Source organism: Tritonibacter sp. SIMBA_163 (assembly GCF_046535935.1).
GTDB classification, from domain to species: domain Bacteria; phylum Pseudomonadota; class Alphaproteobacteria; order Rhodobacterales; family Rhodobacteraceae; genus Epibacterium; species Epibacterium scottomollicae.
Genome location: NZ_JAWJBP010000001.1, coordinates 16,674 through 29,741, shown reverse-complemented (window position 1 = coordinate 29,741; position 13,068 = coordinate 16,674). Strand labels below are relative to the sequence as shown.

11 protein-coding genes are annotated in these 13,068 nt (G+C 60.3%); 2 read left to right on the top strand and 9 right to left on the bottom strand.

Going from position 1 to position 13,068, the window contains the following annotated elements; genetic code table 11:
• The first annotated feature begins 65 nt into the window (after positions 1-65).
• Complete coding sequence (locus R0J92_RS00130; RefSeq protein WP_411050303.1) at positions 66-740, top strand: DUF1028 domain-containing protein; 675 nt, start codon at positions 66-68, stop codon at positions 738-740.
• Here R0J92_RS00130 and R0J92_RS00125 read toward each other — a convergent pair.
• Positions 737-1,504 carry a FadR/GntR family transcriptional regulator gene (locus tag R0J92_RS00125; RefSeq protein WP_317384249.1) on the bottom strand — a complete coding sequence of 256 codons (768 nt, stop codon included), beginning with the start codon at positions 1,502-1,504 and terminating at the stop codon, positions 737-739. The two genes, R0J92_RS00130 and R0J92_RS00125, sit on opposite strands and share 4 nt — an antisense overlap.
• A 123-nt stretch (positions 1,505-1,627) precedes the next feature.
• Between R0J92_RS00125 and R0J92_RS00120 the strand changes: the two genes are divergently transcribed.
• Positions 1,628-2,818, top strand: coding sequence for a M20 family metallo-hydrolase (locus R0J92_RS00120; protein ID WP_411050302.1), 1,191 nt, complete (start codon positions 1,628-1,630; stop codon positions 2,816-2,818).
• A 15-nt stretch (positions 2,819-2,833) separates the two neighbouring features.
• On the opposite strand, the gene R0J92_RS00115 is transcribed toward R0J92_RS00120, so the two are convergent.
• The 8 genes from R0J92_RS00115 to iolE all read right to left on the bottom strand — a co-directional run bounded on the left by R0J92_RS00115 (position 2,834) and on the right by iolE (position 13,057).
• Positions 2,834-5,059 carry a Hint domain-containing protein gene (locus R0J92_RS00115; RefSeq protein WP_411050301.1) on the bottom strand — a complete coding sequence of 742 codons (2,226 nt, stop codon included), beginning with the start codon at positions 5,057-5,059 and terminating at the stop codon, positions 2,834-2,836.
• Between the two features lie 337 nt (positions 5,060-5,396).
• The gene (locus R0J92_RS00110) at positions 5,397-6,770 is read right to left on the bottom strand and encodes an aspartate aminotransferase family protein (RefSeq protein ID WP_411050300.1); all 1,374 of its coding nucleotides are present in this window, start codon (positions 6,768-6,770) and stop codon (positions 5,397-5,399) included.
• Between the two features lie 62 nt (positions 6,771-6,832).
• Positions 6,833-8,308 (bottom strand): NAD-dependent succinate-semialdehyde dehydrogenase, encoded by a 1,476-nt coding sequence (locus R0J92_RS00105; protein ID WP_317384253.1) that lies wholly within the window; start codon positions 8,306-8,308, stop codon positions 6,833-6,835.
• A gap of 85 nt (positions 8,309-8,393) precedes the next feature.
• On the bottom strand, positions 8,394-8,873 hold the full coding sequence (locus R0J92_RS00100) for an Lrp/AsnC family transcriptional regulator (protein ID WP_106161961.1): 480 nt from the start codon (positions 8,871-8,873) through the stop codon (positions 8,394-8,396).
• A 1-nt stretch (position 8,874) separates the two neighbouring features.
• Entirely contained in the window at positions 8,875-9,867 is a 993-nt protein-coding gene (gene doeB, locus R0J92_RS00095) for a N(2)-acetyl-L-2,4-diaminobutanoate deacetylase DoeB (RefSeq protein WP_411050299.1), read from the bottom strand.
• A 169-nt stretch (positions 9,868-10,036) separates the two neighbouring features.
• Positions 10,037-11,056: a GlxA family transcriptional regulator gene (locus R0J92_RS00090; RefSeq protein ID WP_106162309.1), complete on the bottom strand. Its 1,020-nt coding sequence runs from the start codon at positions 11,054-11,056 to the stop codon at positions 10,037-10,039.
• A 256-nt stretch (positions 11,057-11,312) separates the two neighbouring features.
• Positions 11,313-12,119, bottom strand: a complete 807-nt coding sequence (gene iolB, locus R0J92_RS00085; protein WP_411050298.1) for a 5-deoxy-glucuronate isomerase — start codon at positions 12,117-12,119, stop codon at positions 11,313-11,315.
• A gap of 32 nt (positions 12,120-12,151) precedes the next feature.
• A complete protein-coding gene (gene iolE / locus R0J92_RS00080) occupies positions 12,152-13,057 on the bottom strand; it encodes a myo-inosose-2 dehydratase (protein ID WP_411050297.1) in 906 nt (301 codons plus the stop codon).
• Positions 13,058-13,068 lie beyond the last annotated feature (11 nt).

The following is a 13,068-nucleotide window of genomic DNA, read 5'->3' as shown; positions in this document are numbered from 1 at the left end:
TATCCACGCAAATTTTCATGATAAATACAAGTCTAAACCTGCAAGACCCCCGTCCGGAGACCACAATGACCTTTTCAATCCTGATGTATGACCGTGAGACAGGCAGTTTTGCAGCGGCGGCGGCGACCGGCAGCCTATGCGTCGGGGGCTGGGTTTTGCGCGGAGATATCGAATCAGGGCTGGTGGCCTCGCAGGGAACCGCACCCAGTACATTCTGGCGCGATGACGTGCTGCGGCGGATGTATAGCGGAGACCGGGCAGAAGCGGCGGTCGCGCAGGTTACAGATGCGGATCCGGGGCGCGGACATCGGCAATTGCTGGCGATTGATCGTTGCGGTGGCACTGGCGGGTTCACTGGCATGCAGAGCGTAAGCTACGCAGGCCATATGACAGATCGCGATCTGGCGATCGCTGGCAATATGCTGGCAGGGCCTCAGGTTTTGACGGCGATGCATGAGGCCGCAGAGGGCGAATATGCCACGCTATCTGACCGGATGCTGGCAGTTCTGGATGCCGCCGCAACGGTTGGGGGGGACGCGCGCGGGCTGCAATCCGCAGCCCTTTTGGTGCTGTCACCGGAGCGCCCGCCGCTGGACCTGAGAATCGATTATAGCGACGACCCGCTACCCGCCTTGCGTACCCTGTGCCTGCGGGCGCACCGCTCGCCCTATTACGACTGGCTTACAGAGGTTCCGGTCTTGAAGGATCGCTACCGCGCGGTGCTGCCGGACGCCAGCTAACGCTGCTCGCCAATAAAACGCCGCGCCAGTTGCGCTTCTTGCGATTGCATTTGCTCCTCCGCGCCCTGCATATGCGAGGCCATGATCTGCCGCGCAGCCCCCGCATCGCCATCGCGCAGGGCTGTCACCAATTGCATCTGATGCTCGCGCCCGCGCCGCCAGAGTTCCGGGTTCGGTGGCTCGTAGAGTTTGCGATAGATGGTCATATCAGTGAGCACCCGCGCCATGAAGGAAATCACAAATCCCAACAGCGCATTGCCAGAAAACTCCGCCAACCGCGCATGGAATTCGAGCGAGGAGACATGTTGCTCCTTCTCCTCCTCTGCCGACTGCGCCGGTTCCGGATAGCGCGCCGCAAGGACCTCCATCTCGGTCAGTTGTGCATCACTCAGCTGGCCCGCAAGGCTCGCTGCAAGCTCAGGCTCCAGCGCCCGGCGCATCTGGTAGATGTCGGCAATCGACAGGTTCTGAAAGTAGAAATAATTCGCCAACAGCGACCGGGCGCGCCTGGCAGAGACCTTGTCGACGAAGCTGCCGCCGCCGGGCCCGGTACGGGTGACGATCAGGCCTTGCGCTTCGAGAATGCGCATGGCCTCGCGTACGGTGCCCTTGGAGACGCCGAATTGCGCGATCATCTCGGTTTCGTTGGGCAGCTTGTCGCCCTGCTGGAGATCTCGCTCCACCACCCAGGTCTTGATTTCATCCGCAACGCGCACCGGGCGTGAGCGTTTTGGCTGACCTGAGGATGATGTTTTTATGCTCATAGATTGGCGCTCTTTTATCATGATAAAAATATAGACGGGAAAGCGTTCCGGCGATAGACCTCTAATTAATCACGATAAATTACGAGGTCACAGATGAGCTGGGGACAAGAAGCGCAGCATCGCTTGAGCAAAATCGCACAATGCAGCACGGCAGGCCCCGGTGTGACCCGCCTCCCCTACACCCCTGAGCATGCGCGCGCATTGGAACACATCAGTGACTGGATGCGGCAGGCCGGCCTGACACCGCGACTGGACGCTGCGGCAACATTGGTTGGGTCCAGCGCGTCTGCTGCCAATGGACCGGCCGTGCTGATCGGATCACATCAAGACAGCGTGCGTGAGGGCGGTCGCTACGATGGCATCATGGGGGTCTTGATCGGCTGCCTTGCGCTGGAACGTCTGGCCTCTGAGGGGGTTGAACTGCCCTTCCCGGTCGAGGTCCTGGCCTTCGCTGATGAGGAAGGCGTTCGCTTCCCGACTGCTCTCATAGGTCCACGCGCGCTGTCCGGTCGGTTCGACCCGTCCGTTTTGGACATGCAGGATGCAAACAGCGTCAGCTTGCAGTCCGCGTTGTCGGATTTTGGCGGCACCCCGGAAGCAGTCACCACGCAACAGCGCGCGCAAGACGCGGTGCGCGCATATCTCGAGGTACATATCGAACAAGGGCCAGTTCTGGAGCAAAGCGACGCCCCCTGCGGTATCGTCACCGGGATCTGCGGCATTGAGCGCAACACCGTGACCTTCAGCGGCGAGACAGGCCACGCAGGCACTGTGCCGATGAATGGCCGACGTGATGCATTGGTGGCGGCGTCAGAGTTCATCACCCGCGTCCATGATGCGGCCCGCCAGATCGACGGGCTTCGCGCCACAGTTGGCACCCTCTCCCTGAAGCCAGACGTCGTGAACGCAATCCCGCGAGAAGCCCAACTCACACTGGAAGTGCGCGCTCTTTCGGATCAGGTTCGCACGGAGTTTGCCGCCTCCGCTCAGGTGCTTGGCACGGAAATCGCCAACGCGCGCGGCGTGTCCTTTGCGATGTCACGCACATACGATCAGGCGGCAGTGCCCTGTGATCCCGACTTGATGGCCTGTCTCGAGGCGGCGGCAACGGACGAGGGCATCAATGCCCCACGCCTGCCTTCGGGGGCGACCCATGATGCCTCGGCGATGGCCGACCTGTGCGGTATCTCGATGCTTTTTGTACGATGCAAGGATGGCGTGAGCCATTGTCCGGAAGAATATGCGTCCGATGCGGATATGGATGCCGCGATTCGCGTCACCTGCAGCTACTTGCGGCGCCTCGCTGCACAGTAGTGCCCGCACATCGCCTCACGCCGCCGTGCGGCCATGCAGCGCCTTCAAGTCACCACGTCCAAGATCCACCCGAGCGAGTTGGCAGTAGGCCTCGGCCACATAATGTCGGCCGAGCTTTCCGCAGAGGTTATTGGCCAAGAAAAGTTCGGGAAACAGGTCGAACAACTCTCTGCGGCCTTCGGCTGAGATGCCACGCAACGCCTCTGGTCCCGGCCAAAACGTCTCGGTCGCAACACCTTCGGAAAAAATGACCTGATGATGCTCTGTCATGAGGTGTATATAACTGACACCAGCAGCCCCTTCAGTCACCGCGACAGAGGCTGGGGTCAGGCTTTCCAGCAATCGGGCACGCACGAAGGCCTCATGCATGGAGCCAAGATCGCCAAGCCGTCGACGGTTCAGCATAAACCGATGCTGTGGAGACACCAGAAGCGGGCGTTCGTTTGCGAGGAGACCACCGGGGCGGATCAAAAGTGGGCGGAGATGTGGCTTTTCAGCCAATTCCAGCGCGCTCAAGTCCCGTCGCCCGATCCAGATCACCGGCTGAAACCCATTGTCTGCCGTCTGCAGCAGGTCGCCGACGCGGACCTCCTCGACAGGCACAGCACCGCGTGACGTTGCAACACGAATACCCGGTGTGAAACAGGGGATACCCGCTGCATGGAGCTGAGGTTGTGTATTGATTTGGTTCGGGGCAACCCCGGTGAGAACCAGTTGCTCCCCCCCAGGGAAGGTCAATGTCGCATTGCCAAACCCGTCATCGGTCACCACGACATCGGCCGCGGTGACCAGCCCCCCCAATCCGGAGCCGCCGGTTAGGCCGCTGACATCGATCTGATCGTTGTAGAAGCCATCCGCGTCATCGTCCGTTACATCAAAGTCAGATACGGTGTCAGCTCCGCCGGACGTCGTCATCACAAAACGGTCGTCCCCATCGCCCCCCGTGAGCGTATCGTCACCACCGCTACCGGTCAGCGTGTCATCTCCGGCGCCTGCGTCCACATTCACGCCGGACGAGGCTGCGCTGGCGTCGAGGCTGTCATCGTGATCGGTCAGCCGAAGTCGCTCAATCTCCTGAAAATAGGCGGTATCCCCGCCACCTTGAATAATGCCCGCCTCATTGCCGGTATAGCCAACATTGATGCTACTGCTGCGAGCAGACAGGTCGATTGCATCATCATCGGTTCCCGTTTCGCCACCCAGAATGGTGTCGTCACCAGAGTTGTCGAAAACCTGAAAAGTGTCAGCGTCTGCATCCCCCTTCAGTTGATCGTTTCCCGCGCCCCCGACCAACGTATCAGCGCCAGCGCCGCCATATATCGTGTCGTCGCCTTCCTGCCCTGACAGGTAGTCATCGCCCTCTCCACCGGTCACACTGTCAGCATCGGCGCCGGACCAGATCGTATCGTTCCCATAGTCCCCGTGAATGGTATCGCGTCCCGTTTCACCATAGAGAATATCGTCACCGTACATTCCGAGGACCAGATCATCCCCATCGCCAGCCATCACGGTGTCGCTCAAACCCTCAGCACCAAAATCCACCGTAAGATTGCTGCCCCCCTCGATCATTTCGAGATACCAGCCATCTGGATGCCGCAGCTCCCAGTTGTGATCTTCAAAGGTGCTCTGGTTCCACGTATCGCCAGGCTCAATCGTTGCATAGTATTGCAGCTGACCGCTGGTATCGACCCACCACAGTTCAATCGGGCCATCAGCTGAATTGGTAACCGTCAAAGTTGTCGGGGTCGTCCCCGGCCCCGACGCGGCAGATCCCAAGGTTGCCCAGGCATTGTCCCCATAGATCGAGTCATTCCCGCTTCCCGCGACGATAATGTCTCGTCCATCACCTCCTGCAAGGATGTCGTTGCCCGCCCCGCCATGAATTGTGTCATCGCCCTGATCGCCCGAAAGGGTATCATCGCCGGAGTTTCCGAACAGGTTATCGTCGTTATCTGACGCCTCGACATAGTCGCCACCGTCGGTTCCGACAATCGTGGTGAAATGTTGAATACTTGTCGGGCTGCCCAGCGTTGCATCAGTACCAGCATTCCCACTTTCGCCGACACGATACCAAGAGGACCCATTCCAGATCGAGATCGTATGGGCCTCAGCATCAATGCTCAGCTCATACCCCGAAGGCAGGGTACTGAAATCCAGCGTGTGACCGCTGCTCGCTTCCACGATTGCAGACCAGAACGCAGGGTCCTGATAGTTGGTGGCTGTTACGACATAAGTTGTCATCTTATTTCCGCACGCCCCCTTTCACACTGCACTGCATGGGCTCACATCCAAATGGGCGGCAGCCCTGACAGGGGACACCAACACGCCCCGGGTCAACCACACTTCGCTGCGGCACCCCGGAGGCAGGGTTACTGCAGACCGGAATGCCGCTTTGAGAACCATAGGGGAGAACGGTTAATAGCGGTTAAAAACCAAAAGCCGAATATTTGAGGCGCAACAACAAGACACCGCACGCCCCTCAAACATCAACTGCACCCCATGGGTCGCATAGACTAAACCGCCCACGCCAAGGGCGTGGGCGGTTTTTCTGACATCAGACCAGGGTCGAAACCGCAGATCAGCCCAGCACGGATTTCACCGCGCGGACAGTGCCCTCGACCACCTGATCGGCCTCGGCGCGTGTGAGGCAGAAGGGCGGCGCAAAGCCCAGGATATCGCCCTGCGGCATCGCACGCGCGATGATCTTGTCTTGCTCCAGCAGTTTGGCGGAGACCTGCGGGCCAATCTTGTCAGCCGCGTCAAAGAAGGTGCGACTGTCGCGATCTTTGACAAATTCCACCGCGCAGAGCATGCCATCGCCGCGTATATCACCGACATTGGCATGTTCGCCCAGCGCCTCTGCCATGGTGGCATTGAGGTATGTGCCGACATCGCCAGCATTGCTCACGAGGTTCAGCTCGTCGATGAGTTTCAGGTTGGCAACACCCGCTGCCGCGCCGATGGGGTGCGCGGAGTAGGTCCAGCCGTGGCCGATGGGGCCGTTCTCATCGGTGCCCTGCTCCAACACTTTCCAGACCTTGTCACCAACGATGGAGCCGGAAAGCGGCGCATAGGCCGAGGTCAGGCCCTTGGCGATGGTGATGATGTCGGGCTCGATGCCGTAATGGTTAGAGCCGAACATGGTGCCAAGACGGCCAAAGCCAGTGACAACCTCATCCGCAACCAGAAGAATGTCGTGTTTCTTCAGGACTGTCTGGATCGCCTCCCAATAGCCTGCGGGCGGCGGCACGATACCCCCGGTGCCCAGGATCGGCTCACCGATGAAGGCCGCAATTGTGTCTGCGCCTTCACGCTCGATCAACACTTCCAGCTCGGCCACGCAATGGGCCACGAACTGTTCTTCGGTCTGGTTCAGATCTTCGCGGCGGAAATAGTAAGGCGCTTCGGTGTGGATCACCTGCTCGACGGGCAGGTCGAATTTCTTGTGGAACAGCTCAAGCCCGGTCAGGGAGCCAGTGACCAGCCCGGAGCCGTGATAGCCGCGCCAGCGCGAGATGATTTTCTTCTTCTCGGGGCGGCCAAGGATGTTGTTGTAGTACCAGATCAGTTTGACATTGGTTTCATTGGCGTCGGAGCCGCCAAGGCCGAAATAGACCTTCGACATATTCTTCGGCGCACGATCCAAGATCATCTTGGCAAGCGTGATCGACGCCTCGGTGCCGTGACCGACATAGGAGTGGTAATAGGCCAGCTCGCGCGCCTGATCGGCGATCGCCTCGGCAATCTCCTGACGGCCATAGCCGACGTTGACACAGTAAAGACCGGCAAACGCATCCAACAGCTTGTTGCCGTCACGGTCCTCGATAAAGACGCCGGAGGCGGTCTTGATCACCCGGTTTGCGCTCTCACCGCGCGCGTGCTGCGCCAGATGGGTCGAGGGATGAAAGAAATTGTCGCGGTCCCATTGGTCCAGTTGATCGTTCTTCAGCATTTCGTGTCCTTCCTATTTCCGTGCTCCACCCGCGGGGTGGAAAGTCTCGCGTGGCCCGAGGGTTACGCCCAGTCGCGACAGACGTATTTAATCTCGGTGAATTCCTCCATGCCCAGCCGAGCGCCCTCGCGCCCCATACCGGACTGTTTGGTGCCGCCAAAGGGGATCGGCGCGCCGGTGACCTTGGTGCGATTGACAGCCACCATGCCGAACTGCAACGCGCGGCTCAGGCGATAGATCCGGCGCGGGTCGTGGCTGTGCACATAGGCGACGAGGCCATATTCACTGTCGTTCGCACGCTGGATTACCTCATCCTCGGTGTCAAACGGCGTGATCGGCGCGACCGGGCCAAAGGTTTCCTCGTGCAGGATGGCCGCATCTGCAGGCACATCGGTCAACACGGTCGGTTCATAGAACAGCGGCCCCAGCGGGTGACGATTGCCTCCGCAGGCCAATGTGGCGCCTTTTTCCAGCGCGTCGGCCACATGTTGTTCCTGCTTTTGCACCGCTTTTTCGTTCATCAAGGGGCCAATGTCGGGATCATCAATCCCCTTGCCCACAGTAAGCGCCTGCGTGGCGGTCACAAAGCGGGTGCAGAACTCATCATAAATGTCGCGCTCAACAAAGATGCGGTTCGCGCCGAGGCAATCCTGCCCGGAGGTGGCGAATTTCGCCTTCATGGTCTCGGCGACCGCGCGATCCAGATCGCAATTCTTGAAGACGATGACCGGCGCATGGCCTCCCAGTTCCATCACCAGCCGTTTAACCGTCTCTGCGGATTGACGATACAGGAGCTTGCCCACCTCGGTGGACCCGGTGAAGGACAAAGCCCGCACCCGCGCATCCCGCGTCCAAGGTTCCACCACCACCGGGGCTTTGCCAGTGACCACGTTGAAGACACCCTTCGGGATGCCTGCCCGTTCGGCAAGCTCCGCCAACGCCAGCGCACTGAAAGGCGTCTCGCCTGAGGGGTGTGCCACCACCGTGCAGCCCGCCGCCAGCGCCGCCGCGGCCTTGCGCGTCAGCATCGCGGACGGGAAATTCCACGGCGTGATCAGTGCGGCCACGCCCACCGGTTCGCGCCACAGCTCAACCTCCGCATCCGGCAGATGGCTGGTGACGCCCTCGATGTTGGGACGTTTGGATTCCTCGGCATAAAATTCAAGGAAGGCTGCGCCGTAGTCGATCTCGCCGCGTGCCTCGGACAAGGGTTTTCCCTGCTCAAGCACCATCAGCCGGGCAAGGTCCTCTTTGTGTTCGATCATCAGCTCGAACCAACGGCGCAGGATGGCGCAACGGTCCTGCGGCAGCATCAGCGCCCAGCTGGCAAACGCCGCATGCGCCGCATCCACCGCAGCAGAGGAATCTTCTGCCGTCATTGCGGTCACATCACCTATGACATCCCCGGTGGCGGGGTCATGAACGGCGACAACCTCACCGTTGGATGAAGCGCACCATTTCCCGTTTATGTAGGAAAATGAGCGCACCAGCGATTTGTCATTGATCTCCGCACGCGCGGACAGGGCCGTTAACGACATGTCTGCTCCTCCTGAAATTCTATCAAGGAGTGTGCAGGGTTCCTTTCAGAAGATGTGACTGAAGTTTGCCCGGCAGGCAGAGGATTCAACTGCCGTTGAGTAGTATCTCCAAAGGCGGCACACCTGCCCCCTTTACCGGTTTGGTCACGATATAGGTGAAATAGCGGCTCAGACCGATGCGCGCATCCAGCATCGCATCGATCAATCTCTGATAGGCGTCGATATCGCAGGTGACGATCTGCAGCAGATAGTCGAAGCCACCGCCCAGCGCCCAGCAAGCCACGACCTCATCATAGCGCTGCATCGCCGCCTCAAAGGACTGAAAACTGGCAGCGGTGTGATCGGTCAGTTCGGCAGCCACAAAAACGGTGACGTGCGGAGCGATTTTCTTGAGGTTGATGCGGGCGTTATAGCCTTCGATCAGCCCGGCCTTCTCCAGCTTCTTCAGGCGTTCCCAGCAGGGGGTGGGCGACAGGCCCACCTGATCGGCCAGCGCCGCCTTGGTGATGCGGCCATCGCGGGACAGAATGCGGAGAATTTCGAGGTCGCGCTGATCCAGATGCATGTCAGTCTTCGACCACACCAATCACGGCGGCACAGTCGCCGGATTTGATCATGCCCGGGAAATGGCGACTGATCAGCACGCCACCGCGGCGCGCGCGATACTCTACCGGTGCCTGCCCGGTGCGATCCGGCGACCAGACGCGCGCGACCACATCATCCTTTTCCACATGATCGCCAAGATCGACCATGATCTCAAAAAGACCGTCGTGCTCACTGAACACAAAACAGTCCCCATCCGGCATATCGAGGGTCACGGAGGGATCAATCTCCATCTCGCCCTGCAGAATACCAAAATGGATCAACACATTGCGCAGGCCCTTCTTGGCAATGGCATTGCTGCGCGCCGTGGACATGCCACCGCCGCCCAGTTCCGTGGTAACCAGCACCGTGCCCATATCCTCGACGGCAGTGTCGTACATGCCTTCGCTGTCGATCTCCAACAGTTGCACTGAATAGGGCGCGTTAAAGGCCTGCATCGCGGCGTAGCAGGCCTCCTGAAGGCCCTTGTCCTCAAGGATATGCGCGGCAGCGAAGGGGACGAAATCCAGCGTTTTCCCGCCAGAGTGGAAATCCACCGCCACATCTGCCATCGGCAGGAGCGTGCGTTGGAAATAGTCGGCGATCTTTTCCGTGACCGTACCATCGGGGCGGCCCGGAAACGCGCGGTTCAGGTTGCCCCGGTCGATGGGCGAGGTCCGCGCACTGGCGCGAAAGGCGGGATAGTTGAAATAGGGCACGATGATCAGCCGCCCGGTCACATCCTCTGCGCGCGTGGTGGCCGCAAGCTCTTGCAGCGCCACGGGCCCCTCGTATTCGTCGCCATGGTTGGCGCCGGTCAATAGCGCGGTCTTGCCTGCCCCGTTCTGGATCACCGTGATCGGGATCATCACCGAGCCCCAGGCGCTGTCGTCGCGGCTGTAGGGCAATTTCAGAAACCCATGGTGCACACCGTCCTGATCCAGTGGAATCGTCGGGGAGATCGGGTTTGCCTTCATGTCTCTATCCTTTGCCAGCCTATTTCAGTCGATACACACAGCGCCTGACTTGTGTTCCTTGCAATCAATACGAATGCTTGCACTGAATTCAAAGTCTTGTGTGGGCATATCCCACCCGAAGCATGGCAGCTGGAGCCCGTTCAGCCTTACGCCGCGCGGCCAACTCCGATCATGCGCCGCGCAGGCTGGCCCCCGCACGATCCCGCGCCCTCACCTGATAGGGCGTCATCCCGTATTCACGCCGATAAGCACGCGACAACGATGTCGAAGACGCAAAGCCGCTGGCAAATGCGATCTCCGCAATCGGAAGATTGGTATCGGTGATCAGCTTGTTTGCGAGCTTCAGCCGCAACTGCATGTAGTGCTTTGCGGGTGTGGTGTTGAGATGTGCAAGGAACAGCCTTTCAAGGTGGCGCACCGACACCCCTGCCCGCTCCGCGATCTCTGCTGTCGGCAACGGGTGTTCAATACACTCTTCCATGACCGCCATGGCCTTGACCAGGCGCCCTTCCAACAGGTTGGTGTTGCGCGCGGCTCCCTTGGGCTGCTCACCCGAATAGCCCCGCGCCGTATCGATCATCAAAATGCTCGCCAACTCTGCGCAGTGCTGCGGGGACAAGAATTGCGAGAGGAATCGAATGACAAGTTCAGCGGTATGTGAACGACCGGCACAGGTGAGAATTCCTGCATTGTCTTCAACCAACCGATTGCTGACCGTCGGATAATCGCCAGCCTCGCGCAACGTGCGCACATCAAGCCAATGTGTGGTTGCCGGCCCTGAAAGCGGTGCAGAGCGCCGGATATAAGAGGTTGCGGCCTCGGACAACAGAAACGCCGGACGGCGCAGTTTCTGCATGGCCCGGATCCGTGCCAGCCAACTCCCGCCGCCGTAGTTATGCCCCCCGACGACGAACAGAACGTCCTTGAGGTATTGGACACCGATCGCAGGATCTGCGCGCACCAGCAGGTCGGAATTGCTTGCAACGATACCGGGCGAGTCCGAGGTGATGCACCACGAAAACCAAGTGCCCGCATCAAGGGTATTGGCAGCGTCCAAGACAGCGATGATCGACGACAGCTCCAAATGGGAGAATCCCGGCTGTACAAACAGTTCAACGGTCAGCCGGGGCCCGATAGAAGCCTCTTCGCGCTGTTCGTTGTCAGATGAAGGGTGATGTGTCGCGTTCATGATGAAACGAGACGGTAGCGTCGTTTCGGTTGGGTCGGCAAGCAAACTCCGGATTATCCGCGGAGTTTTTTTGCCGCAGCGCGTTGCTCCGCCGCACCCTCAGCCGGGGCGGCAAGGCGGCGCCACGCAGGTGGTCTCCGCGTCACTGACACAGTTCCGGTTTCTGACCGATGATTGATCTGCGACGCGCGCCCGCTCAGCGCGCGTCGCAGGTTCACATGGCGGAAGCTTCTGTCCCACCCAAGCCTGTGCGCCGTCAGCTGTCGCGCTCCATGATCCATTCGACCTCTGGCGCGGCGACAAAGCGCCATTTGCGCAAGGGACCTGCCATGACGTTGAGGTAATACATCTCGAACCCATAAGGCGCGCCGCAGGGGTGGTGGCCGCGCGGCACCAGGACCACATCGCCATCCGCGACCGCCATGGTTTCATCCAGCTGCCCGTCATCGGTATAGACGCGCTGGACGCCAAAGCCGCTCGCCGGGTTCAGGCGGTGATAATAGGTCTCTTCCAGATAGGTGATCCGGGGGAAATCATCCTCGTCGTGGCGGTGGCTCGGGAAGGACGACCAGTGGCCGGCGGGGGTGAAGACCTCGGTGACCAGCAGGCTGTCGCAATAATCCTCGTTCTCCATCGCGATATTGTTGATGTAGCGGGTGTTGGTGCCTTTACCCCGCTCGGTGAGGGCGATGCCATCGGGGCCGATCCGGCGCGCCGCATGGCCGCCCTTGCCCGGTGCGGAACAGACCGCGATGGTGCAATCGGTGGTGGCCTCGGCGCTCCAGTCGCTGCCATTGGGCAGATAAAGGCAATGGGGCGGGGTTTTCTCGAACACCGACATGCGCTCGCCCAGCTCGCCCCAGTCCTGTCCCGCGCCGGTCAGATTGGCTTTGCCTTCTACCATCACGAGGATCACCTCGCGGTCGCCGGTGACATCAGCCACCCTCTCGCCCGCGCGCAGACGGTGCAGGGCAAAGCCCACGTAGCGCCAGCCTGCACTTTCGGGTGTGATGCGATGCACCTCGCCATGGGTGCCAAAGGGTTTTCGCAGCAGATCGCTCATGGGTCTTGCCTCCTGTTGTTGGGGCGCGGGGATTAACCCGCAACCTCTAGCCCATAGCGCGCGCAGAGGTCGCGAATGGTCTGATAGCCCAGTTTTGAGGCCGCATAGGGCGCGACCTTGGCGGGGTCTTGTTCGGCCTCGACCACGATCCAGCCCTGATAGCCCATTTTGGCCAGACGTTCGGTCACGGCCGCAAAGTCGATGGACCCTTCGGCATCCCCCGGCACGGTGAAGGCCCCGGCGATGACCGCATCCAGAAAGGACCAGCTCTCAGTGCGGGCTTGCGCGGCGATATTGGCGCGCAGATCCTTGTAGTGGACGTGGTGGATGCGGTCGCCCCATTTGTCGAGCGTGCCCAGAAGATCGCCGCCGCCAAAGACCAGATGCCCGGTGTCATAAAGCAGCGTCACCTCGGGGCTGCTGGCCTCCATCAGCCAGTCGATATCCTCCTGATCCTCGATAAAGGCGCCCATATGGTGGTGATAGGCGAGAGGCAGGCCCTTGTCGGTCATCCACTTGGCCAGTTCAGAGAGCTTGGCCGCATAGGCGCGCACCTCGTCCCGCGCGAGCTTGGGGCGGTTGTTCACCGGGGTCGTGCGGTCGCCCTGCACGGTGTTGGAGCATTCCGCATAGACCAGACAGGGCGCGCCCAAAGCGGCGAATTGCTCGACCTGCTCTGCGATGGCGGCTTTTTCGGTCTCGACGTCATTCACCAACAGATTGCCCGAGCACCAGCCGCCGCAGATCGAAATGTCGTATTCGTTCAGATACTTGCGCAGCCCTTCGGTATCCTGAGGCATGCGGCGGCCACGTTCGACCCCGGTATAGCCGATCTCGCGCGCTTCGCTCAGGGCCTGTTCCATCGTGTAGGCGGCGGTGAGGTCGGGCAGGTCGTCGTTCTGCCATGCAATGGGGGAGATGCCGATCTTGACGCTCATGGACGGTGTCT

Coding starts and splice junctions, on each gene's coding strand:
- R0J92_RS00130 (WP_411050303.1), top strand. CDS start 66: ATGACCTTTTCAATCCTGATGTATGACCGTGAGACAGGCAGTTTTGCA.
- R0J92_RS00125 (WP_317384249.1), bottom strand. CDS start 1,504: ATGAGCATAAAAACATCATCCTCAGGTCAGCCAAAACGCTCACGCCCG.
- R0J92_RS00115 (WP_411050301.1), bottom strand. CDS start 5,059: ATGACAACTTATGTCGTAACAGCCACCAACTATCAGGACCCTGCGTTC.
- R0J92_RS00110 (WP_411050300.1), bottom strand. CDS start 6,770: ATGCTGAAGAACGATCAACTGGACCAATGGGACCGCGACAATTTCTTT.
- R0J92_RS00105 (WP_317384253.1), bottom strand. CDS start 8,308: ATGTCGTTAACGGCCCTGTCCGCGCGTGCGGAGATCAATGACAAATCG.
- R0J92_RS00100 (WP_106161961.1), bottom strand. CDS start 8,873: ATGCATCTGGATCAGCGCGACCTCGAAATTCTCCGCATTCTGTCCCGC.
- doeB (WP_411050299.1), bottom strand. CDS start 9,867: ATGAAGGCAAACCCGATCTCCCCGACGATTCCACTGGATCAGGACGGT.
- R0J92_RS00090 (WP_106162309.1), bottom strand. CDS start 11,056: ATGAACGCGACACATCACCCTTCATCTGACAACGAACAGCGCGAAGAG.
- iolB (WP_411050298.1), bottom strand. CDS start 12,119: ATGAGCGATCTGCTGCGAAAACCCTTTGGCACCCATGGCGAGGTGCAT.
- iolE (WP_411050297.1), bottom strand. CDS start 13,057: ATGAGCGTCAAGATCGGCATCTCCCCCATTGCATGGCAGAACGACGAC.